Source organism: Streptomyces coryli, from assembly GCF_011044975.1.
GTDB classification, from domain to species: domain Bacteria; phylum Actinomycetota; class Actinomycetes; order Streptomycetales; family Streptomycetaceae; genus Streptomyces; species Streptomyces coryli.
Genome location: NZ_JAAKZV010000047.1, coordinates 1 through 20,641, shown reverse-complemented (window position 1 = coordinate 20,641; position 20,641 = coordinate 1). Strand labels below are relative to the sequence as shown.

The 20,641-nt window shown below is 69.5% G+C and carries 22 protein-coding genes; 7 read left to right on the top strand and 15 right to left on the bottom strand.

Annotation, left to right across the window (positions count from 1 at the left end):
• Positions 1-68 precede the first annotated feature (68 nt).
• The gene (locus G5C51_RS13615; RefSeq protein WP_165236892.1) at positions 69-335 is read left to right on the top strand and encodes a DUF6959 family protein; all 267 of its coding nucleotides are present in this window, start codon (positions 69-71) and stop codon (positions 333-335) included.
• Between the two features lie 153 nt (positions 336-488).
• Here G5C51_RS13615 and G5C51_RS13610 read toward each other — a convergent pair whose 3' ends face one another.
• Together G5C51_RS13610 and G5C51_RS13605 are read right to left on the bottom strand one after the other, a co-directional pair.
• Positions 489-830, bottom strand: coding sequence for a hypothetical protein (locus G5C51_RS13610; RefSeq protein ID WP_165236890.1), 342 nt, complete (start codon positions 828-830; stop codon positions 489-491).
• 199 nt (positions 831-1,029) lie between these two features.
• Positions 1,030-1,674 carry a TetR family transcriptional regulator gene (locus G5C51_RS13605; RefSeq protein WP_165236889.1) on the bottom strand — a complete coding sequence of 215 codons (645 nt, stop codon included), beginning with the start codon at positions 1,672-1,674 and terminating at the stop codon, positions 1,030-1,032.
• Positions 1,675-1,777: 103 nt separating this feature from the next.
• Here G5C51_RS13605 and G5C51_RS13600 point away from each other — a divergent pair, with 103 nt between their 5' ends.
• Complete coding sequence (locus G5C51_RS13600) at positions 1,778-2,968, top strand: FAD-dependent monooxygenase (protein ID WP_165236888.1); 1,191 nt, start codon at positions 1,778-1,780, stop codon at positions 2,966-2,968.
• A gap of 16 nt (positions 2,969-2,984) precedes the next feature.
• Here the strand turns inward: G5C51_RS13600 and G5C51_RS13595 are convergent, their stop codons facing one another.
• From G5C51_RS13595 to G5C51_RS13585, 3 genes are all read right to left on the bottom strand, one after another.
• Positions 2,985-3,974: a serine hydrolase domain-containing protein gene (locus tag G5C51_RS13595; protein WP_165236887.1), complete on the bottom strand. Its 990-nt coding sequence runs from the start codon at positions 3,972-3,974 to the stop codon at positions 2,985-2,987.
• The gene (locus G5C51_RS13590; protein ID WP_165236886.1) at positions 3,971-4,792 is read right to left on the bottom strand and encodes an MBL fold metallo-hydrolase; all 822 of its coding nucleotides are present in this window, start codon (positions 4,790-4,792) and stop codon (positions 3,971-3,973) included. Before G5C51_RS13590 ends, G5C51_RS13595 begins: the two co-directional genes overlap by 4 nt.
• A 104-nt stretch (positions 4,793-4,896) precedes the next feature.
• Positions 4,897-5,565 (bottom strand): PepSY domain-containing protein, encoded by a 669-nt coding sequence (locus G5C51_RS13585; RefSeq protein WP_165236885.1) that lies wholly within the window; start codon positions 5,563-5,565, stop codon positions 4,897-4,899.
• A gap of 125 nt (positions 5,566-5,690) precedes the next feature.
• Here G5C51_RS13585 and G5C51_RS13580 point away from each other — a divergent pair, with 125 nt between their 5' ends.
• On the top strand, positions 5,691-6,353 hold the full coding sequence (locus G5C51_RS13580) for a response regulator transcription factor (protein ID WP_165236884.1): 663 nt from the start codon (positions 5,691-5,693) through the stop codon (positions 6,351-6,353).
• A 42-nt stretch (positions 6,354-6,395) separates the two neighbouring features.
• On the opposite strand, the gene G5C51_RS13575 is transcribed toward G5C51_RS13580, so the two are convergent.
• The 5 genes from G5C51_RS13575 to G5C51_RS13555 form a co-directional block, all read right to left on the bottom strand.
• Entirely contained in the window at positions 6,396-6,728 is a 333-nt protein-coding gene (locus G5C51_RS13575) for an antibiotic biosynthesis monooxygenase (protein ID WP_165236883.1), read from the bottom strand.
• 905 nt (positions 6,729-7,633) lie between these two features.
• Complete coding sequence (locus tag G5C51_RS13570) at positions 7,634-9,334, bottom strand: coenzyme B12-dependent isobutyryl-CoA mutase large subunit (protein WP_165236882.1); 1,701 nt, start codon at positions 9,332-9,334, stop codon at positions 7,634-7,636.
• A 132-nt stretch (positions 9,335-9,466) separates the two neighbouring features.
• Entirely contained in the window at positions 9,467-9,805 is a 339-nt protein-coding gene (locus G5C51_RS13565) for a DUF3817 domain-containing protein (protein WP_165236877.1), read from the bottom strand.
• Between the two features lie 23 nt (positions 9,806-9,828).
• Entirely contained in the window at positions 9,829-10,338 is a 510-nt protein-coding gene (locus tag G5C51_RS13560) for a MarR family transcriptional regulator (protein ID WP_165236875.1), read from the bottom strand.
• 21 nt (positions 10,339-10,359) lie between these two features.
• Positions 10,360-11,628 (bottom strand): MFS transporter, encoded by a 1,269-nt coding sequence (locus tag G5C51_RS13555; protein WP_165236873.1) that lies wholly within the window; start codon positions 11,626-11,628, stop codon positions 10,360-10,362.
• Positions 11,629-11,699: 71 nt separating this feature from the next.
• On the opposite strand from G5C51_RS13555, the gene G5C51_RS13550 reads away from it, so the two are divergent.
• Positions 11,700-12,701: an ArsR/SmtB family transcription factor gene (locus G5C51_RS13550; protein ID WP_165236871.1), complete on the top strand. Its 1,002-nt coding sequence runs from the start codon at positions 11,700-11,702 to the stop codon at positions 12,699-12,701.
• 15 nt (positions 12,702-12,716) lie between these two features.
• Here G5C51_RS13550 and G5C51_RS13545 read toward each other — a convergent pair whose 3' ends face one another.
• From G5C51_RS13545 to G5C51_RS13530, 4 genes are read right to left on the bottom strand one after another with little or no spacing between them, the layout of a single operon-like run.
• Complete coding sequence (locus G5C51_RS13545) at positions 12,717-13,175, bottom strand: MarR family winged helix-turn-helix transcriptional regulator (RefSeq protein ID WP_165236869.1); 459 nt, start codon at positions 13,173-13,175, stop codon at positions 12,717-12,719.
• Positions 13,176-13,230: 55 nt separating this feature from the next.
• On the bottom strand, positions 13,231-13,965 hold the full coding sequence (locus tag G5C51_RS13540; protein WP_165236867.1) for an AIM24 family protein: 735 nt from the start codon (positions 13,963-13,965) through the stop codon (positions 13,231-13,233).
• Positions 13,962-14,612: an AIM24 family protein gene (locus G5C51_RS13535; protein ID WP_165236865.1), complete on the bottom strand. Its 651-nt coding sequence runs from the start codon at positions 14,610-14,612 to the stop codon at positions 13,962-13,964. Before G5C51_RS13535 ends, G5C51_RS13540 begins: the two co-directional genes overlap by 4 nt.
• A complete protein-coding gene (locus G5C51_RS13530; protein WP_165236863.1) occupies positions 14,612-15,250 on the bottom strand; it encodes an AIM24 family protein in 639 nt (212 codons plus the stop codon). The genes G5C51_RS13535 and G5C51_RS13530 overlap by 1 nt, the downstream gene beginning before the upstream one ends.
• 119 nt (positions 15,251-15,369) lie before the next feature.
• On the opposite strand from G5C51_RS13530, the gene G5C51_RS13525 reads away from it, so the two are divergent.
• From G5C51_RS13525 to glxA, 3 genes are all read left to right on the top strand, one after another.
• A complete protein-coding gene (locus tag G5C51_RS13525) occupies positions 15,370-15,702 on the top strand; it encodes a DUF3817 domain-containing protein (RefSeq protein WP_165236861.1) in 333 nt (110 codons plus the stop codon).
• Between the two features lie 91 nt (positions 15,703-15,793).
• Complete coding sequence (locus G5C51_RS13520; RefSeq protein ID WP_165236859.1) at positions 15,794-17,614, top strand: glycosyltransferase; 1,821 nt, start codon at positions 15,794-15,796, stop codon at positions 17,612-17,614.
• Positions 17,607-19,559, top strand: coding sequence for a radical copper oxidase GlxA (gene glxA / locus G5C51_RS13515; RefSeq protein WP_165236857.1), 1,953 nt, complete (start codon positions 17,607-17,609; stop codon positions 19,557-19,559). Before G5C51_RS13520 ends, glxA begins: the two co-directional genes overlap by 8 nt.
• A gap of 5 nt (positions 19,560-19,564) precedes the next feature.
• On the opposite strand, the gene G5C51_RS13510 is transcribed toward glxA, so the two are convergent.
• Positions 19,565-20,596 (bottom strand): glycoside hydrolase family 6 protein, encoded by a 1,032-nt coding sequence (locus G5C51_RS13510; RefSeq protein WP_165236855.1) that lies wholly within the window; start codon positions 20,594-20,596, stop codon positions 19,565-19,567.
• Positions 20,597-20,641: the final 45 nt, after the last annotated feature.

Below are 20,641 nucleotides of genomic sequence, written 5' to 3'. Positions count from 1 at the left end.
CTTCGGTTCTGCCGCCGAAGGGTCGCGAACCGTTGCCGTACTCGCGCGGCTGAGCTTTGATCTCCCTCATGGAACGTGTCGAGGTTGAGCTGTTCACCGATAGAAGCAACAACGCCGTCGCTCGCATGCCAGGCCGACGCTTCCCGGGTGTCTTGATCCAGGGCGACTCACTGTCCATTCTTCGCGCGGATGCCGCGGAGGTAGCTGCCCTATGCGCTGATGGAGAGTTGGAGGATGCGCGCGAGACGGCGGAACTCCTGGTCGCGGAGATCGACGGGATACTGCTGCGCTACACGGATGCCCTGGAAACGCATGGGATCGCCCGTCCCTTCTGACCTGCACGCTTTCCAAGCCTGATGACTGGTTTCGAAGAGCGATGCAAGGCGCTTCACCTGCGCACATGCTAGTCAGCACTCACTGCTTGCGGTCCGCTCTGGACCCAGCCGGGCCCTCTGAATGAGGCGGCTACTGAGACGGCAGCACGCCCGTCAACCTGGGTAGTCCGTGTTCCACGGGTAGTCGAAGGCGTCGTAGCCGCAGAGCCGTTCCAGCGTGTCCCAGAGCTGCTCTTCGCCGACAGAGGTCAGGTGTTGGAGAGTGTGCATGCCGTCGTCCTCTGCCCAGCAGAGGTCCTTCTCCACGTACTCCGGGTCCCACTCGCGCGCGAGCCAGATGAGCTTCAGGTCGGGGTTCCGGATGCCGGGGTGATCTTCGAGGTGGACGGCAGACCAGACAGCGACCCAAGCGCGCCAACCAGGCTTGGCGGCCGGCCAGACAGCGACCAGTTCGGTCCCTCGCCTGAGCGCGGCCAGGAACTCAGAACGCTCCATGATGGGCTCCAAGAGTCGTGGCTCCGCAATGAGATCACGTTGCCATGGAAGACGCTGGATGGTCCGCCGGTTACGGCGTCACTCTGCTGCAACTCGCACGGGCGGAGCGTTCAATCGCCGTATCTTCAACGTGAAGGTGTGGCGCCCAGTCCTGCGCCTGATGGCGGCCAGCGAGACCTGCAGGTGACAGCGAGTTCGCCTACGGTGTCGATTGCAGGCCGAGCAGGCCCCCCGTGATGAAGGCGACCAGTCGTTCGCGGTTGGTGTCGTCGTCCGCTTTCTCGGGCGGTTGGCCGTGCAGCGTTGTGAGTGTGCCGGACTGGTAGGAGCTCAGGAGGCCGATTACGCCGGCGTAGGCGAATCGGGCGCCGTCCTCGTCGAGTTCGGGGAGGGCGCGGCCGAATGCGGTCAGGTAGCGGCCTTCGATCGGGTCGACCTGTTCGGCGAAGATCTGGCGGATGCGTGGGTCCGGCTCGTTCATCACCCTGCCGATGAAGCGTGCGACCTCGGGGGCGCGGTGGCCGTGGCCCTCCGTCAGGCCGACGCCCGGTTCGACGAAGGCGCGGACCAGGTCGGGCAGTGTCAGCGGCTGGCCGGATGCTTCGAGTGTGTCCAGGCGGCGCCGGCGCTCTTCGTTCACTGCGTGCATCGTCTGGTCGATGACGGCGCGGAGGAGTCCTTCCTTGGATCCGAAGTGGTAGTTGACCGCGGCGATGTTGCTTCCTGCCGCTTCGGTCAGCGCCCGTAGCGACGTCGCGCCGATTCCGCGTTCGCCGAAGAGGCGCACCGCCGCCTCGATCAGTCGCTCCCGCGTGGACGTGGGCGTCTGCTCGGATCCGGTCACCGCACCTCCTCGTAGGTCTGACCAGCCCTCACGTCAGAGGCTATAACAATCGATTAAAATGACCGTTTGAAACGAGCGCTTTAGTGGCTGAGGAGCGGCGACCATGGGCACCAACAAGGCGATCATCGTCGGCGCGGGCATCGGCGGGCTGGCAGCCGCCCAGGCCCTGCGGCGTATCGGATGGGAGGTGGCGCTCTTCGAGCAGGCGCCGGTCATCGGGCCGGTCGGGGCAGGCCTCGCCATCGCCCCCAATGCCGTCAAGGCCCTCGAGCACCTCGGCCTGGGTGCGGGCCTACGCGATCGCGGTCTGCGCCAGGAAGCGCTGGAGATCCGCCTGCGGTCGGGCCGGCGCGTGGCGCGCATCCCGGCGGCCGGCATCGAGCGGCGCTACGGCGCCCCCTTCTACGCCCTGCACCGCGCCGAGGCGCACCGGCTGCTGATGACCGGACTCGACCCGTCCGCGCTGCACACCGGCTATCGCGCCACGGGGGTCGAGACCATCTCCGACAAGGCAATGGCAACGCCCACGGCAACAGTCACCTTCGACACCCCGCACGGCCCGGTCTCGGATACGGCTGACCTCGTCGTAGCAGCCGACGGCGTAGGCAGCGGTCTGCGCACCGCTCTGCTTCCGAGCTACCCCGGCCCCGATTACGCCGGCTACACGGTCTGGCGCGGCATCGTCCCCGCCGAGCGCGCCGCCCCGCTCCGCGTATCTCCGATCCTCACCGAGACCTGGGGGCCGGCCGCCCGCTTCGGTGTCGCCGCGATCAATGACGGGCAGATCTACTGGTTCGCCTGCGAGAGTCTTCCCGAGCACGCCAACCCGGCCCACGATCTGTCCCAACTGGCCGACCGCTTCCGGGACTGGCACGCCCCCATCCCCGACCTGCTGGCGGCGACCGAGCCGGACGCCGTCCTCCGGCACGACGTGTACTACCTCCACGCCAAGCTGCCGTCGTTCGTCCACGGCCGCGTAGCCCTGCTCGGTGACGCCGCCCACGCGGTCACCCCTGACATCGGCCAGGGCGCCTGCCTCGCCATCGAAGACGCCGTAACCCTGGCCGCAGCGCTCGAACGCTCCCCGGCCGCCGCCGCCTTGACCGCCTACGACACCAGCCGCCGCCCCCGCACCCAACGCATGGCCCGAGCCTCCGGCCGCCTCGGCCACCTTCTCCAGACCGCCAGCCGCCCGGCATCCGCCCTCCGCGACACCGTCGCCTCCCTCATCCCAACCCCCTTGCTCACGCGGGCCACCGGAGCAGCCTTCGCCTGGGACCCGCCCTGGGGGTGATCCGCGTCGACGACCGTCAGGGGGTCGTGGGGTTCGTGAGGTGTGCTTCGGTGAGGCGAAGGGTGAGGGCGTAGGGGTCGGTCTCTTGGTTGTTCGCCAGCACGATGACGTAGGCGGACAGGTCCGGGAACCAGGCATTGAACGCTTTGAATCCGGCGTTGTCGCCGCTGTGACAGCGCACGGCGTGCCCGGCGATCCGGCCGAGCTGCCAGCCGTAGCCGTACGCATCCAGCTGACCTTCGAAGCCGGTCGGTGCGTGTGACGTGAACAGCAGCCGCCGGGACTCGCTGCCGAGGAGGCCGTCCGTGGCCAGGGCCTGGTCCCAGCGGAGCAGGTCGCCGGTGGTGGACCAGATGTCGCCGGCGCCCATGCCGACCGCGTCCAACTCGAATGACGGTGCCACGGTGGTCCCGGCGTAGCCGGTGGCTAGCTCGGACCGGTCGGACCGGTCGGACCGGCCGGACCGGTCGCCGGGCGAGCCGGCGAACGTGTCGCGCAGGTCGAGCGGTTCGAAGATGTGTCGACCGAGGAAGCGGCGGTACGGCTCGCCGCCGGCCTGTTCGACGATGTGGGCGAGCAGTACGTACGCGGGGCTGCTGTAGTACCAGTCGGCACCGGCCGGGAATTTCGGCGCGGACTGGTGGAATGTCTTCAGCACCTCGTCGGGCGGCAGCCACGCGGTCAGGTCCAGCGCGGGGAAGTCTTCCCAGTGCCCCAGGCCTGAGGTGTGCGTGAGCAGGTGATGCACGGTGATCCCGCGCCAGGTCGGCGGGCAGCCGCGGATCCAGCGGCTCACTTCGTGGTCCAGCGCGACGGCGCCCCGTTCGACCAGCAGCATGATCGCCGCAGCCGTGAACTGCTTGCTCACCGAGGCGATTTGAAAGCGGGTGGCGGCGGTGCATTGCGTGCCGGTCCGGGCGTCCGCATGGCCCTGGCTTACCTCGTACAGCACCGAGTGGCCATGTACCACCAGGGCGTTGCCTCGGAAGTCCGGCGGGAGCGTCATGGTTGGGACCCCTTGGCGAAGCGCTGGAATTGGCCCTCGTGGATGTCGTTCACCCATTCCCAGCCGGGCTTGGCCGTCGGGCCGATTCGCGGGTCGGTGGGGGTGCGGGCGTCGCGCAGGGCGTGTACGTAGGCTCGGTCCAGGTCGATCCGGGCGCGTACCTGATCGGCGATGGCGACGGACCCGTGGCCGGGGATGACGGTATCGACGTCGTCCGCTACGGCCTCGAGCAGGCGCAGCCCGACGAGGTACTCCTCGATCGGGTCGTTGGTGTCGTTCACGTCGTCGAGCATCGGAACGAAGACATCGGAGAGCATGTCGCCGGCGACGAGGACCCGGCGTTCTTCGATCAACAGCGCCGCGTGGCCCGGCGAGTGCGCCGGATGCTCGATGATCCGGACCTCGGGGCCGTCCCAGGGAAGCCGGGCCGTCCCAGGGGGCAGCGGCGTGATGCGACCGAAGAGGTCCAGCGGAGTCTCCTCGGCGATTTCCGGCGGTAGCCCCTCGGCGGCGCGGGCCTTCCAGTCCGAGTTCGACAGCAGCTCTTGCATGTGGGCCGCGCAGCGGGCTGTGCCGTAACGGGGCGCGTCGCCGAGGTCGGCATGCCAGAGGACGTGATCCCAGTCGGGGTGTGTCGAGAAGCCCGCGATGACGGGCTGCCCCAACTCGCGAAGGTCGTTCGCCAGACAGGCCATTTCACCGCCGGTGATCCCGGCGTCCACGAGCAGCACGCCACTGCTGCCCTGCACGACGGCGGTGTTGTTCTGGAGTAGCTCGCTCTGGTGGACCAGCACACCTTCCGCGACCTGCTTCAGCATAGGGGCTCCTCCAGCTTGTGGTCTGCAACGGCTTGGCGGGACGGCCGGGAGTGCGTCCACGAAGCGCTCCCGGCCACGGGCGGGCTCAGCCGACTTTGATGCGATCAGTCGTCGTCGTGGTCGTCGCCGTCGTCGTCCGCGTCGTCATCATCCCGGTCGTCGCCATAGCGGTCATCGTCGTCATCGTCATCGTCATCGACTCGGTACGAGCGGGAGTCGTCCGCGTCGTCGTGGTCTGCGGTCACCGCTCCGGTCGTCAGGTTGACGTCCCAGTCGCGGCCGTCCGCCGTCTCCACGTCCCAGCTCGCCACGCGGTCGTCGTCGCGGTCGTCCAGGTCGACGGAGGTGACGACGCCCTTGGCGGCGGCGGCCCTGGCGGCCTCGGCGGCGGTGATCTGCGCGCCGCGCAGTGCGGTGCGGTCGTCCCGGTGGTCGTCGTCCCGCTCCGCCTCGCGAGTCAGGATCTTGCCGGTTACGGGATCCACGTGGACCGTGTGCGCGGTCGCACCGGAGCCCAGGATCTCGACCTCCCAGCCGCGATCGTCGTCGTCGCTGTGACTGGTCACCGAGACCGCCGTACCCGGCTGCGCCTTCAGTGCCGCGACGACGGCCTGCTCGGCGGAGAGCCGCGGACCGGACGCCTCAGCGGGGCCGGCCTTGGCCTGGGCGGCTCGCGCGGCCCGGTCCTCGCCGTCGCTCCATGCGAGGGCGGTCGTGGCACCGCCGCCGACGAGGGCTGCGGTGATGACGGCAATGATCATCTTGCGATTCATGGGGCTCCCATCAGGCGCTTTGTCCTGTTAAGTACGACAGGTACTAATCTTTCGCAAAGAACCTGAAGGGAACCTGAAGCCAGTCGAAGATCATTTCAGGTGTGCGTGAGAGGAGGCCGGGGCGCATGCGTCTGCTGATCGTGGAGGACGAGAAACGGCTCGCCGCTTCCCTGGCCAAGGGTCTGAAGGCGCAGGGCTTCGCCGTGGACGTCGTCCACGACGGCATCGCGGGGCTGCACCGGGCCGCCATGGCGCCGTACGACCTGATCGTGCTCGGCGTCCTGCTGCCCGGGCTGAACGGATACCGGGTCTGCGCCAGGCTGCGGGCCGCGGGCGATGACGTACCGATCCTGATGCTCACCCGCAAGGACGGCGAGTACGACGAGGCCGAAGGGCTGGACACGGGGGCGGACGACTACCTCACCAGGCCGTTCTCATTTGTGGTGCTCGTGGCCCGGATCAAGGCTCTGCTGCGCTACCGCGCCGGCCGCACGCGGGCTGCGCTTGCCCTGGGTGACCTGCGGGTGGACGCGGTGGCCCGGCGCGTGCTGCGCGCGGGCGCCGAAATACCGCTCACCAAGAAGGAGTTCTCGGTGCTCGAGCAGCTTGCGCTGCATCCGGGCGAGGTGGTGTCCAAGGCCGAAATCCTCGACTACGCCTGGGACTTCGCGTACGAGAGCGGCGACCCGAACATCGTCGAGGTGTACGTGAGTGCCCTGCGCCGCAAGCTGGGCCCCGGGCTGATCCACACGGTCCGCGGCGCCGGCTATCGCCTGGAGGCGCGGTGAGGCCGCCACCCGCTCGCGTCGGTCCGACCGCGGGGGCTGCGCTCAGAGGCGGGGCTGGTCGCGGCGGTCGAGTACCTCGTAGTGCGCGGACTGCTTGTCGAAGTGGGTGAGCACCGCTTGGGCGGCGGCGGGCACGTGTGCCGTCTCGTAGTCCTCACCCATGAAGGCCTTGACGGAGGCGAGAGCGTCGAACCACATCAGGGTCATGAACTCTACGTCGTCCTCGCTGTCGCGCTCGCGCCGGGCCAGGTCGATCGAGAGGAAACCTGGTATGCGCATCGCCTCGATGCCGGGGATGACTTGTCCCCGGACGATGTGCTCGTAGGCGTCGGCGTTGTCCTTGGTGGTCCAGCCACGCCACTGACGACAGATCATGGGGCGACTCTATGGCGGGACGTTACGGGCCGAACAGGGTCTTACCCGGGACTTCGCCGGCGTCGGCGGTTGCGTGACCGTTCGCCCAAGGCTCCACTGACGATGGCGACGAGGGCGAAGCAGGCGGCGGTCGGCCATCCCATGGCTTGGTCGCTGAGCTTGCTCAGCAGCCAGAATCCGGCGGTGGCTGCAGCCCACCAGATGGCGCAGAAACCGACCGTTGAGACGCGGATTCGTTTTCTGTGCACTTGCTGAGCCTATCCCCGGCCGTAGGCCGTCGCGTGGGGCGAGGTCGGCGCGGGTGAGTTGGCAGCGGGTGAGTTGGTAGCGGATGGTGACGGCCGCGTTGCCGTCGTGAGTTCCGGGCGGTGCCGGTGGGTTGGCTGGCTACGGGAGGAGTGGGGCGGCGGAGGGCGTTGATCTGCCGGGCAGCGGTTTGTTTCCGGGCGGAACGCGGCAGGGCGGAGGAGCCCGGGGGCCCGGGGAAGTGGAGGCCGGGGCGTCCGGGCGCGGGACTGTGGTGGCCTGCGGGGCGGGGCTTGGCCCGGGCAGGGCGAGGCGCGAAGGCACGAGCGCGGGGCGCACGAGGGTAGGCGCGCGCTCTTTTTCCTGGGGGTGTGTCGGGGGAAGGGCAGGCATCCTCCCGCAGTCCTGACGGGCAGGCGAGGCGCACCGCCACCCGGCACCCCAAGCCGTCCAGCCCGCTACTGGGACCGCCGACCACGAGCGCCGCCCGGCAGACCAACGCCCCACCCCTCCCGTAGCCAGCCAACTCACCGGCGCCGGGACCAGCGGGAAGCCGGCCGCGCGGCCGTCACCATCCGATGCCAACTCCCCCGTGGCAGCGGCGCGAGACCGCCCTCAGCCAGCGGGACCAGCGGGCGGGCGCGGCATAGGGCACAACGTCAGAAGCCCGCCGGCTCCGTATAGACCCCCCACTCGTCCCGCAGGACATTGCAGATCTCCCCCAGCGTGGCCTCGGCGCGCACCGCCGTCAGCATCGGCTCGATCATGTTCGAGCCATCGCGGGCCGCCGCCAGCATCCCGTCCAGCGCCGCCCGTACCGCCGCATCATCCCGGGCCGACTTACGGCCGCTGAGCACCCGCACCTGCTCGCGCTCCACCTCATGGCTGACCCGGAGGATCTCCAGATCGCCGGTCACCGACCCGTGGTGGGCGTTCACGCCGACGACCCTCTTGTCGCCCTTCTCCAGGGACTGCTGGTACTGGAAGGCCGACTCCGCGATCTCGCCCGTGAACCAGCCGTCCTCGATGCCGCGCAGGATGCCCGACGTGATCGGGCCGATCGGGTGCTGACCGTCCGGGTGCGCGCGCACCCCCCGCTCCTTGATCTGCTCGAAGATCTTCTCCGCGTCGGCCTCGATGCGGTCCGTGAGCTGCTCGAGGTACCAGGAACCGCCCAGCGGGTCGGCCACGTTGGCGACGCCGGTCTCCTCCATCAGCACCTGCTGGGTGCGCAGCGCGATCTCCGCCGCCTGCTCGGACGGGAGCGCCAAGGTCTCGTCCAGCGCGTTCGTGTGCAGCGAGTTCGTGCCGCCGAGCACCGCCGCCAGCGCCTCGACTGCCGTCCGGACCACGTTGTTGTACGGCTGCTGCGCCGTCAGCGAGACGCCCGCCGTCTGCGTGTGGAAGCGCAGCCACTGCGCCTTCTCGCTCGTCGCCCCGTACACATCGCGCATCCAGCGCGCCCAGATCCGGCGCGCCGCGCGGAACTTGGCGATCTCCTCGAAGAAGTCGACGTGGGCGTCGAAGAAGAAGCTCAGCCCTGGGGCGAAACGATTCACGTCGAGGCCCCGCGACAGCCCCAGCTCCACGTAACCGAAGCCGTCGGCGAGGGTGTACGCCAGCTCCTGCGCGGCTGTCGCACCCGCCTCACGGATGTGGTAGCCGGACACCGACAGTGGCTTGTACGCGGGGATGCCCTGCGCGCAGTGCTCCATCAGGTCGCCGATGAGGCGCAGGTGCGGCTCGGGGGTGAAGAGCCACTCCTTCTGCGCGATGTACTCCTTGAAGATGTCGGTCTGGAGCGTGCCGTTGAGCACCGCCGGGTCCACGCCCTGGCGCTCCGCCGCGACCAGGTACATACAGAAGACCGGGACCGCCGGGCCCGAGATCGTCATCGATGTCGTGACGTCGCCCAGCGGGATGTCCTTGAACAGGACCTCCATGTCCGCCGCCGAGTCGATCGCCACCCCGCAGTGCCCGACCTCGCCGAGCGAGCGCGGGTCGTCGGAGTCGCGACCCATCAGCGTCGGCATGTCGAAGGCGACGGACAGGCCGCCGCCGCCCGCCTTCAGGATCATCTTGTAGCGCTCGTTGGTCTGCTCGGCATTGCCGAAGCCCGCGAACTGCCGGATGGTCCAGGTGCGGCCGCGGTAGCCGGTGGCGTACAGGCCGCGGGTGAACGGGTACTCCCCCGGCCAGCCGATGCGCTCGAAGCCCTCGTACGCGTCACCTGGGCGGGGTCCGTAGACCGGCTCGACCGCGTCGCCGGAGAGCGTCGTGAAGTCGGCGTCGCGCTTACGGGCGGCGTCGTACCGCTCCTGCCAGCGCTTGCGACCTGCCCCGATCTGCTCGGCGTCCATGCCGTTACCGCCTCTCCGAGCCCGGGTTCGCCGGGCAGTTACTAGGACGTCCTAGTAATTGTCCCGGGTTAGCGGCCGTTCACGCAAGGAGCCAGGTCAGAGAGGTGCCCCTCAGGCCTCAGGACTCAGACCTCAGGCCTTCGCCAGGTCCCCGTCATCCGACGTGACCTTCGCCTCCACCTCGCGGCTGACCTTCCGCTCGACGAAGAACGCCGCCGTCGGAATCGTGCCCGCGAGCAGCACCCACAGCTGCTTGCCGACCGGCCACTTCGCCTTGGAGCCCAGGTCGAAGGCGAAGACCAGGTAGAGGATGTACAGCCAGCCGTGGGCGATGCCGACGACCTTGGTGAAGCCGTCCGCACCCGAGAGGTCCAGGACGTACTTGCCGATCATTCCGAGGCACAGCAGGACCAGCAGCACACCGGTGACGTAGGCCATCGTCCGGTACCGGGTCAGAACGCTCTTCTTCATGCCCACGAGGGTAGCTGCCCCCGTCAGCGCTCCTCGAAGTCCCCCGCGCTCACCCGCAGCGGGCGCAGCATCGCGAAGATCTCCGCGCATTCCTCGGCGTCGTACGCGCCCAGGCCGAAGTCCATGTCCATCAGGTCCTGGGTGGCCGACTCCACCACCTCGCGGCCCTTGTCGGTGATGGAGGCGAGGGTGCCGCGGCCGTCGTTGGGGTTGGGGCGCTTGTCGACGTAGCCGGACGTCACCAGGCGGTCGATGGTGTTGGTGACCGAGGTGGGGTGGACCATCAGGCGTTCGCCGATCTTGGACATCGGCAGCTCGCCGGCCTTGGAGAAGGTGAGCAGCACCAGGGCCTCGTAGCGCGCGAAGGTCAGTCCGTAGGGCTTCACGACCGCGTCGACCTGCGAGAGCAGGATCTGGTGGGCGCGCATCACCGACGTGATCGCACCCATCGAGGGCACGGCGCCCCAGCGCTGCTCCCACAGATCGGAGGCGCGTGCGATCGGGTCGAACGACAGACTGAGCGGCTTCGGCACGAGGCCGACCCTACCGGCTGGTCATATCGTGGTCAGCCCCGTCTCGCCCTTCGGTCGGCCCTTCGGCCGGGTGCGTACGACCGCGACCGCCGCGAGCGCCGAGCACACCGTCCCCGTAATGCCGATCGCGGCGATCGCCACATGCACCGGCAGCCACTCCGCCACCGCCCCCGCGCCCGCCATGCCCAATCCCTGGAAGGTCATCAGGCCTGCCGTCTGCAGCGTCATCGCCCGGCCGCGCAGCTCGGTCGGGACGGCGGCGATGAACCACTGGTCGAGGCCGAGCGAGTACGAGATGCCGAAGCCGGTCAGGACCAGGAGCGGGAGCGCCCAGGCGAAGGACGGATGGGCGGCGTAGCCGATCGCGGGGACCGTCGCCAGCACCCCGACCGGCAGCACGATCCGGGCGCGGCCGCGCGGGCCCAGCAGGGAGCCCGCGAGAGCCTCGCTCACCAGCGCACCCACCGGCATTCCGCAGAGCATCAGCCCGAGGCCTACGGCGCTGAGGCCGAGCTCGTCGGCGTACGCGGCGGCGAGCGCCTCCGGAGCGACCACGAAGGTGGGCGGGACCCAGAGGAAGACCATCAGCGCGCGGATGCGGCGGTCGGCGAGCAGGCCGCGGGCGGCGGCCAGCGAGGCGACGACCGCGCCGGACCCGGCCCGCGAGCCGTCCGCCGCCGAGCGCGCCGGGCGGCGCCGGGTGCCCAGGCGCAGCACCAGCGCCGAGCCGAGCAGCCCCGCCACCGTGAACAGCAGCGTGCCGCGCGGCGAGAAGGCGGCCAGCACGCCGCCGAGCGCGAAGCCGACGAGCTGCGCGCTCTGCGCCGTCAGCCGGATCACCGAGCGGCCGAGGACGAAGCGGTCGCCCTCGCCGAGGATGTCGCTCAGCGTCGCCGCCCGGGTCCCGGCGAAGACCGGCGAGACGACGCCGGCCAGGAAGCGGAGCAGCAGCAGCGCGACCACCGGCATCCCGGGCAGCACCATCGCCGCGATGCAGACGGCGGCGAAGAGGTCGCAGGTCACCAGCACCCGGCGGGCCGGGTAGCGGTCGGCGACCTCGGAGAGCAGCACGCCGCCGAGGACGTACGGCAGCAGGCCGACGCCGAAGCTGAGGGCGGACAGCAGCGGGGAGGCGGTCTGCTCGTAGACCAGCACCGTCAGGGCGATGGCGGCCACGACCTCGCCGAGGATGGACAGCACGTGCGCGGCGAAGACGTAGCGGAACTCGCGGACGGCGAAGACGGCGCGGTAGCCGACGGACTTCGGGGCGGCGGCGGTGGTCGTGGTCATGGAGGAAACGGTGTGCCCGGCCGCCGGGGCGATCTAGTCTTTCGGCTGGAGCCGAATCTCTGGAGGTGGCCATGCCGGTGCTGATGCGCGTCGGCGCCGATGACCTGCTGCGGTGTCGCTTCGCGATCTCGCCGGTCTTCGAGACGCACGAGGCCGTGCGTACGCTGCGGCGCGCGGACCGGCACGGCTATCACCTGCCGTGGCTGCGGCAGCTGAGCGGGGCGGCGGCCGGGCTCGATCTGGAGCCGCTGTGGATCTTCATGCCGGCCGACCGGCCCGCGTACACGCCGGACTTCCTCGGCGGGCCGCCGCAGTCCGCGTACACCTCACCCGAGGAGGGCATCGCCCGGCTGCGGGCGACCGACCCGCAGCTGGCGCGCGCGGAGATGGAGCTGTCGTTCGCCACCATCCCGGGCGCCCGGGACTCGGCGCTCGGGCAGGAGCTGCTCACCGATCCGGCGGCCGCGGTGCGCCGGCTGGCGGATCTTACGGAGCGGGCCTGGCACACGCTCGTCGAGCCGTACTGGCCGCGGCTGCGCGAGCTGCTGGACGCGGAGATCGCTTACCGGGCGCGGCAGTTGGCGGCGCACGGCCTCGCCGGCCTGTTCGCGGGGCTGCACGAGCGGGTGTCGTACGAGGACGGCGTGGTGACCGTGCAGACCCGGGACCGCGAGGTCTACGAGCGGGCCCTGGAGGGGGACGGGCTGCTCCTGATGCCGAGCGCGTTCGTGTGGCCCGATGTGGTGAGCGGCTTCCGGCCGCCGTGGCAGGCGACCGTGATCTATCCGGCCCGCGGCGTCGGCGGGCTGTGGCTGCGGCATGCCGCGCCGGAGGCGGCGCAGGCCCTCGAGCAGCTGCTGGGGACGGGCCGGGCCCGGGTGCTGGCCGCGCTGGACGAGCCGGCGTCGACCAGCGCGCTCGCCGCGCGGGTGGGCCTCGCGCCCTCGTCCGTATCGGCGCACCTGAAGGTGCTCAGGGCGGCAGGGCTGCTGTCCGCGCGGCGGGCGCGGCACGAGGTGCTGTACGAGCGCACGCCGCTGGGGATCGCGCTGGTGGGCGGCGCGGTGGCGTAAGGCCTGGAGCCTGTCCTACGACCTGAGCTCCCGCAGCCGGCCGGCCACCGGACTCAGGGCCTTGTGCACGGTCTCCAGCTGGTCGGGCGTCAGCAGGTCGATGAAGTGCTTGCGGACCGACGCGACATGGTGCGGGGACACCCGCTGTATCGTCTGCCAACCCTGGTCGGTCAGGCAGGCGAAGAGACCGCGGCGGTCCGACTCGCAGTGCTCGCGCCGTACCAGACCGGTGCTCTCCATCCGGGTGATCTGGTGCGAGAGCCGGCTCTTGGACTGCAGCGTGGCGGCCGCCAGATCGCTCATGCGCATCCGGCGGCCGTCCGCCTCCGAGAGGTTGACCAGGATCTCGTAGTCGTTGTTCGTCAGGCCGTAGGGCTGCAGGTCCCGTTCCAGCTGATACATCAGCATGCGGCTCACCTCGAGATGGGTGCGCCAGGCACGCTGTTCCGAATCACTCAGCCATCGAGTCTTCATCTGGACGGGCACCTACGCAGCGGGTCTTGGGGGACGGGGCGCCGCAGAGTATGGCTCACATATCGAGCAGGCCTCCGACGCCGCCGCGCTGCCGTGGAACGCCTTGTTGACCCGGCGTGGCGCCCGTCGGGCGCGCCGCCATCACCTGCTCCGAGGACTGCAGCAGCACCGTCCCGGCGCCGACGAACTCGTACTGGTGCTCCTCCCCCGACGCCCCGCCCAGGCCAGTGAGCCTGCGCACGCCGCCGAGGACGCCGCGCAGGTACTGGTGGTCGTAGTGATGGCAGGGCGACGGGCAGTCGGCCCAGCCGACCAGCGCCTCCGGGTCGACCCGGATCGGCGGCTCGGCGAAGATCACCGGTCCGTTGGACGCGGCGACGAACTTCCCCGTACCGATCAGGGTGAGGAAGCCCGGGATGATTGACTGCTTCAGCGCCAGGCCGGGCTCGTAGGCGAGCAGATTCCCGGAGCGGATGGTGAGGTTGCCGTCGTCGAGGTCGTAGGAGTTGATGTCGAACGACCGGTCCGCGAGCAGCATCTTTCCGCTGCCCTCGGCCACCACCCAGTCCGCCGCGTGCATCGGCGAATGGAAGGATCCGGCGAGCAGCCGGTCGAAGCGGCCGTGGCCGACGCCGTCGAAGGAGAGCTGCCCGTAATAGGCGATCATCTTCCCCTTCTGCAGGAACCACTGGCCCTGCACGTCCACGCTAAAGGCGTACGGGTTGACGTTGTCCCCGGAGGGCAGCGTGTTGACGTCGTGGATCACAGGAGCTGATACGGGGGGTGTCACAGCTTTTCCTCCGAGGCTTGTACGTACACCGTGCCGCTGCCGGTCAGCTCCAGCTGGAAGCCCTCTCCTGAGCCGCGGCCGACCATCTCGCGCCAGCCGAGCGCGGTGGTCAGCTTGTTCTGCAGCTCGCCGCGGTGCGCGACGTAGGCCTGCGGGTCCACATGGACCGGCGACTGCGGCGTTACGGGCAGGGCCAGCACCCCGCCGTGCGCCATCACGGCCGCCGCGCCGTTGCCCGCGAGGGTGGTGGTGAAGAGGCCCTGGCCGGTGACCTGGCCGCGGACCATGCCCATGACGCCGCCCTGCTGGCCCATGAACATCGTGCCCTGGCGCAGCTGCCCGTCGAAGGCAAGCAGCCGGTCGGCCTCGACGTAGAGGGTCTCGCCGGACAGCTCGATGACCTCGATGTGGTGGCCGCCGTGGCCGAACATCACCGTGCCGTCGCCCTCGACCGTCATCAGCGGCGTGGCCTCGTTCGCCACCCGGCGGCCGATCATGCCGCCGATGCCGCCCTGGCCGCCTGCCAGGTCCGGAGTGAAAGAGACCGCGCCGGAGTAGGCGAGCATCGCGCCGCGCTGGCTGTACAGCCGCTGCCCGGCCTGGATCTTCGCCTGCACGACCTTGCTGTTGACCTGGGTGAACGGCATCAGACGTCGCCCCCGATCGTGTTGCGCTCGCTGGGCTGCACGTACACGAGCCCGTCCCCCTCGAACCGGATCTGGAACGCCTCGCCGCCGCCCTCACCGATGACGGTGCGGAAGTTCACGCCCGACTGGAACTGCTGGGTGAGATTGCCGGTGTGCGCCACGTACGCACCCGGGTCCACCGTCAGCGGCATGCCGGGCGCCACCCGCAGCACCACCGCGGGGCCGTCGGACATGATCGCGGCCGTGCCCGCGCCCTCCAGCGTGGTGGTGAAGAGGCCGTTGCCCTGGCTGGCGCCGCGCAGGCCGGTGAAGGCGGTGCCGGTGCGCAGGCCGCCGTCGGTGCAGAGCAGATTGCTGGCCTCTACCCAAAGCTTCTCGCCGCCCAGCTGGACGAGGTTGATCTCACTCGCCCGGTCCGCGAAATAGCAGGTCCCCGTCCCCTTGACCTCCATCATCGTCATGGACTCGCCGGCCAGCCGCCGGGTCACCATCCCCCGTATCCCCTCGCCGCCGCCACTGAGCCGCTTGAAGGCCATCTGACCGTCGTACGCGACCATGGCGCCGTTCTTCGCTTTTACGGAGTCGCCGCCCATCCGGACGGCGAGCACCTTGCTCCCCTGGAGTGTGAAGTCCGCCACGGATGCGACGGTATCCGGCGCGGATGCCCCCGGAGAAGGGCGTACGGAAAGGCTTGGCACAATGGCAAGGAGCTTGTGAACCCCTGCACAAGCCGAAGCCCCCGGACCGAAGGTTCTCCATGGACATCAAGACCGCCGCCGCCCAGCGCCGCCTCCGCCTGGTCTCCGGACCCGAGGCCGTGTCCTTCCTGCTGCTGCTCGTCTGCTCGGTGCTCAAGCGGACCACCGACTTCAATGCCGTGCCGGTGATGGGCGCGATCCACGGCGTCCTCTTCATCGCGTACGTCCTCTTCCTCGCGGACGCCTGGAACCGCTCGAAGTGGGACTTCAAGAAGGGCGCGATCTACTTCATCCTCTCCGTCCTCCCGACCGGCGGCTTCTTCGCCGACCGCATGCTCCGCCGGGAGAGCGAGGCGTCGGTGATCGCCGCGCAGGCACGCCAGGCTGCTTGATCGCTGAATCGTTCGGCCCCCTCCGGCTCGACACACCCTCATGTCCCTATTTGGGTAGGACTGTCGGCTTCGTCGATCAGCCGGAGGGATTGTGCAGCCGAGGGGCTACGACTACGAGAAATTCAGCCGTCTCGCGGGACCGCTGACCGAACCGGCCCCGGACGGAACGTATCGCGTTCAGTACCGGAGCCTGCTCTCCCAGGAGCCGCACCGGATACGCGCGATAGCCCTGATGGCGCTCGCCCCGGTGCTGTCGCTGGTGCTGCTGCTGTACCTGGTCTGGCCGTCGCACTGGACCGAGCGCCACGGCGCCCCGTTCTGGCTGATAGCCGCGGACGCCGTCATGCTGCTCTCGATCTTCCTGATCGAGGCGTTCCGGCTCATCAACGTCGTCTCGATCGCGCACGCGACCATGGTCGCCCGCGACCCGATACCCGTCCCGCCCGCGAAGGGCACCAAGGTCGCCTTCCTCACCACCTACGTGCCGGGCAAGGAGCCCATAGCGATGGTGCGGGCGACCCTGACGGGCGCGGTGAACATGCACCACCCGGGCACCCTGCACGTCTGGCTGCTGGACGAGGGCAATGACCCCGAGGCCCGGGCGCTCTGCGAAGAGCTGGGCGTCAGGCACTTCTCCCGCAAGGGCGTCGAAAAGTGGAACCAGCCCGAGGGCCGTAACAAGGCCAAGACCAAGCACGGCAACTACAACGCCTGGCTCGAGGCGCACGGCGACGCCTATGACTTCTTCGCCTCGGTCGACACCGACCACGTCCCGCAGCCGAACTTCCTGGAGCGGATGCTCGGCTACTTCCGCGACGAGGACATCGCCTTCGTCGTCGGCCCGCAGGTCTACGGGAACTACGACGCCACCGTCACCAAATTCGCGGAGTCGCAGCAGTTCCTCTTCCACGCGCTGATCCAGCGGGCGGGCAACCGCTACGGCGCCCCGATGTTCGTCGGCACCAACAACGCCGTACGGATATCCGCGGTCAAGGGCATCGGCGGCCTCTACGACTCGATCACCGAGGACATGGCCACCGGCTTCGAGCTGCACCGCACCCGCAACCCGGAGACCGGGCAGCGCTGGCGCTCCGTCTACACCCCCGACGTGCTCGCCGTCGGCGAGGGCCCGGAGTCCTGGACGGACTTCTTCACCCAGCAGATGCGCTGGTCGCGGGGCACGTACGAGACGCTCATCAATCAGTACGGGCGCGGGGAAGAGCGCTTCCCCGTCGGGCGGCTCGCCAGCTACTCGCTGATGCTCGCCTACTACCCGATGACGGCGGTCAACTGGCTGCTCGGCGCGCTCAGTTGCGTGCTCTTCCTGTGGCTCGGCGCCTCCGGCACCCAGGTGCCCAGCGAGGTCTGGCTGATGCTCTACGCCGATGCCGCCGCGCTGCAGATCGGGCTCTACATGTGGAACCGGCGGCACAACGTCTCCCCGCACGAGCCGGAGGGCTCCGGCGGCGTGGCGGGCATGGCGATGTCGGCGATGTCGGCGCCGATCTACTTCAAGTCCTTCGTGGACGCGGTGCTGCGGCGGCCGAGCAAGTTCGTGGTGACGCCGAAGGGCGCCACGGCCAGTCCGGACCGGCTGGCGACCTTCCGTATCCACCTGTCCTGGGCGGCGCTGCTGGCGGTTTCGTTCCTCGCCTCGATCGTCTTCAACAACACGCATGTGGCGATGCGGACCTGGACGGTGCTCGGCACCGGCATCGCCATCGCGCCGGCGGCGATCTGGGGCTGGTGCCTGCTGCGGGACAGGCGGGCGACCCGGGCCGCCGAGGCGCCGGAGCTCGCCGATGTGCAGCGGCCGCGCCGCGGGGTGTCCCTCGCCAAGGAAATCAAGGAACCGGCGGGGGAGCCGGACCCCGCACTGACGACGAGTGGGGAGCTGATCGCAGATGCCTGATCACGGGGACAGCAAGCGCAAGCGCCTGAACCTGAAGAAGACCGCCGTCGGCGGCGGCGTGATCGTGCTGCTCGCGGCGATGAACGCGCCCGCGACGTACGGCTTCGCCAAGGAGCAGTACCACGACTACGTGATCTCGCAGCCGAAGTACAAGGCCCAGTACGGCAGCTGGGGGCTGATGGACGTCCCCGACGGCTACCGGCTGAACTCCATCCACGCCGCCCTGCTGCACACCGGCAAAGTGCTGCTGGTCGCGGGCTCCGGGAACAAGCAGGAGCAGTTCGACGCGGGCGAGTTCAAGACCGTCCTGTGGGACCCGGAGAAGAACACGTACAAGAAGATCCCCACCCCCGCCGACATGTTCTGCGCCGGCCACGCGCAGCTGCCCAGCGGGAATCTGCTGGTCGCCGGCGGCACCGCCCGCTACGAGAAGCTGCACGGCGACGTGGAGAAGGCCGGCGGCCGGATGGTGGTCAAGAACGAGGACCCGGAGAAGAAGCACCGGCTGCCCAAGGGCACCCGCTTCATATCCGCGGCCGGCATCGAGTACCGCACCGCCTTCCCCGTCGACCTGCCGAAGGCGAAGAAGAAGTCGAACGGCAAGAAGGGCAAGGTCACCGTCAAGGCCAGCGAGGCGAAGGTCTTCGTCGAGGCGGTGGACAAGGGCCGGGAGGCGGTCAACAACCGCCCCTCGCAGTACACGGTGGAGGGTCTGCAGGGCAAGGACCTCGACAATGTCTACGGCCTCGCCCAGCGCATGACCCTGGAGAAGCAGGACTTCCAGGGCATCCGCGACGCCTTCGAGTTCAACCCGGAGACGGAGAAGTACGAGCGCGTCGAGGCCATGGACGCCGCCCGCTGGTACCCGACGCTGGTGACCCTCGCCAACGGCAAGGTGATGGCGGTCTCGGGCCTCGACGACATCGGCGAGATCCTGCAGGGCGACAACGAGATCTACGACCCGAAGACCAGGAAGTGGACCAAGGGCCCCAAGCGCTACTTCCCGACCTACCCGGCGCTCTTCCTCACCAAGGGCGGCAAGCTCTTCTACTCCGGCTCCAACGCCGGCTACGGCGCCGCCGACCGCGGCCGCCAGCCCGGCACCTGGGACGTGAAGAAGAACAAGTTCACCCCGGTCCCGGGCCTCACCGACAAGGACGAGACCGAGACCTCCAGCTCGCTGCTGCTGCCCCCGGCCCAGGACCAGAAGGTGATGATCCTCGGCGGCGGCGGGGTCGGCGAGTCCAAGAAGGCCACGCCGCGCACCGCGGTGGTGGACCTGATGAAGGAGACCCCTTCCTTCAAGAAGGGCCCGGACCTCCCGCAAGGGACCCGCTATCTCAACAGCGTGATCATGCCGGACGACTCGGTCTTCACCACCGGCGGCTCGAAGGACTACCGCGGCCGCTCCAACAGCGACGTCTTCAAGTCGCAGATCTACGACCCGGAGAAGAACCGCTTCACGAAGGCGGCCTCACCGACGGTCGGCCGCAACTACCACTCCGAGGCGATGCTGCTCCCCGACGGCCGGGTGGCGACCTTCGGCTCCGACCCGCTGTACGGCAACAAGGCGAACACGGTCCTCGGCGAGTTCGAGAAGCGCATCGAGGTCTACGAGCCGCCGTATCTGCACACCGCCGACGGCAAGGCCGAGCGGCTCACCATCGGCAAGGGCCCGAAGAAGCTGGAGCGCGGCGCCAAGGCGACCTTCACCGTGGAGGACGCGAAGAAGGTCAAGAACGCCCGCCTGATGCGCCCGAGCGCGGTCACCCACGTCACGGACGTCGAGCAGCGCTCGATCGCCCTTGACCTTACGAAGAAGGGCGACTCGGTCACCTTCAAGACGCCGGAGGACACGTCGCTGGCGCCGCCCGGCTGGTACATGCTCTTCGTCACGGACGCCAAGGGCGTGCCGTCGAAGGCGAAGTGGGTGAAGGTGCCCTAGACGCTCTAGCGGTCGTTCGCCGCGGCGGCCCGCGCCAGACCCAGCGCGTAGTCCGGCCACCACTCGCCGGCCTTCGGGCCGCCGCGGCACTCACCGTCCGAGTCGCCCGGGTGCTTGATCCACAGGTACGCGTCGACGAGCTTGTCGCCGGTCTTGGTGGTCGGCGGCTCGCCGAGCGCCCGGCCCGGCGGGTTGCACCAGGGGTTCTTGCGGTTGCCGGGGAGCGGCCCGTTGCCGTTGCGGCTGGTGTCGATGACGAAGTGGGCCTTGCCGAGCCGCCTGGAGACCAGCTTCCCGTAGGCCTGGACCTCGTCCGTCGGCTGGAAGTTGGAGACGTTCAGCGCGAAGCCGTCGGCCTGCGCGACGCCGGAGTCGAACATCGGCTTGGCGAGCTTGCCGTAGTCCGTGACCCACCCGGAGGTGCCGGCGTCGAGGTAGACCTTGACGTTCGGCTTCTTCTTCAGCCGCTCGACCGCCCCGGAGAGCAGCTGGGTGCGCTCCTTGTACTCGCTCTTGGGCGTGCAGCCGGTGATCAGGTGCGCGACCGCGTCCGGCTCGAGGATCACGATCGCCTTGTTGTCCTCGATGTTGTCGGCGAACGCGCCGATCCACTTCTGGTACGCCTTGGCGTCCTTGGCGCCGCCCGCGGAGTGCTGCCCGCAGTCGCGGTGCGGGATGTTGTACGCGACGAGCACCGGCACGGCCTTGTTCCTGGCCGCCGTCTCCACCGCCTGCTTGACGTCGGGCCCCGGGTCCTCGCCCCCGGTCGGCCACACCGCCTGCGGCTGCTCCGAGATCCGCTCCAGCAGCTTGGCGTCCTTGTCCCGCCCGGCCTTCTGCCAGGAGGCGACCTGCTTGGCGGCGTCGCTGCGCGGGTCGGCCCAGAAGGGCGACACATTCTGCACCGCCTGCTGCGCCTGGGCCCCGCCCCCGGCGGTGTCCTCACCCCCGCCTGGCTGGGCGCACCCCGCCAGGAGGAAGCTCGCTGCAAGCGCGGACCCGAGGGCCGCCGTCCGGACCGGGGCAGTGAAAGACATGGGGCGATCGTGCGCGATGTGGTCGTACGCCATGGAGGCCAGGTC

Coding starts and splice junctions, on each gene's coding strand:
- G5C51_RS13570 (WP_165236882.1), bottom strand. CDS start 9,334: ATGGACGCCGAGCAGATCGGGGCAGGTCGCAAGCGCTGGCAGGAGCGG.
- G5C51_RS13585 (WP_165236885.1), bottom strand. CDS start 5,565: ATGAATCGCAAGATGATCATTGCCGTCATCACCGCAGCCCTCGTCGGC.
- G5C51_RS13555 (WP_165236873.1), bottom strand. CDS start 11,628: ATGACCACGACCACCGCCGCCGCCCCGAAGTCCGTCGGCTACCGCGCC.
- G5C51_RS13595 (WP_165236887.1), bottom strand. CDS start 3,974: ATGACGCTCCCGCCGGACTTCCGAGGCAACGCCCTGGTGGTACATGGC.
- G5C51_RS13535 (WP_165236865.1), bottom strand. CDS start 14,612: ATGCCGTTCACCCAGGTCAACAGCAAGGTCGTGCAGGCGAAGATCCAG.
- G5C51_RS13600 (WP_165236888.1), top strand. CDS start 1,778: ATGGGCACCAACAAGGCGATCATCGTCGGCGCGGGCATCGGCGGGCTG.
- G5C51_RS13575 (WP_165236883.1), bottom strand. CDS start 6,728: ATGATCTGTCGTCAGTGGCGTGGCTGGACCACCAAGGACAACGCCGAC.
- G5C51_RS13590 (WP_165236886.1), bottom strand. CDS start 4,792: ATGCTGAAGCAGGTCGCGGAAGGTGTGCTGGTCCACCAGAGCGAGCTA.
- G5C51_RS13510 (WP_165236855.1), bottom strand. CDS start 20,596: ATGTCTTTCACTGCCCCGGTCCGGACGGCGGCCCTCGGGTCCGCGCTT.
- G5C51_RS13615 (WP_165236892.1), top strand. CDS start 69: ATGGAACGTGTCGAGGTTGAGCTGTTCACCGATAGAAGCAACAACGCC.
- glxA (WP_165236857.1), top strand. CDS start 17,607: ATGCCTGATCACGGGGACAGCAAGCGCAAGCGCCTGAACCTGAAGAAG.
- G5C51_RS13545 (WP_165236869.1), bottom strand. CDS start 13,175: ATGAAGACTCGATGGCTGAGTGATTCGGAACAGCGTGCCTGGCGCACC.
- G5C51_RS13550 (WP_165236871.1), top strand. CDS start 11,700: ATGCCGGTGCTGATGCGCGTCGGCGCCGATGACCTGCTGCGGTGTCGC.
- G5C51_RS13580 (WP_165236884.1), top strand. CDS start 5,691: ATGCGTCTGCTGATCGTGGAGGACGAGAAACGGCTCGCCGCTTCCCTG.
- G5C51_RS13610 (WP_165236890.1), bottom strand. CDS start 830: ATGGAGCGTTCTGAGTTCCTGGCCGCGCTCAGGCGAGGGACCGAACTG.
- G5C51_RS13565 (WP_165236877.1), bottom strand. CDS start 9,805: ATGAAGAAGAGCGTTCTGACCCGGTACCGGACGATGGCCTACGTCACC.
- G5C51_RS13525 (WP_165236861.1), top strand. CDS start 15,370: ATGGACATCAAGACCGCCGCCGCCCAGCGCCGCCTCCGCCTGGTCTCC.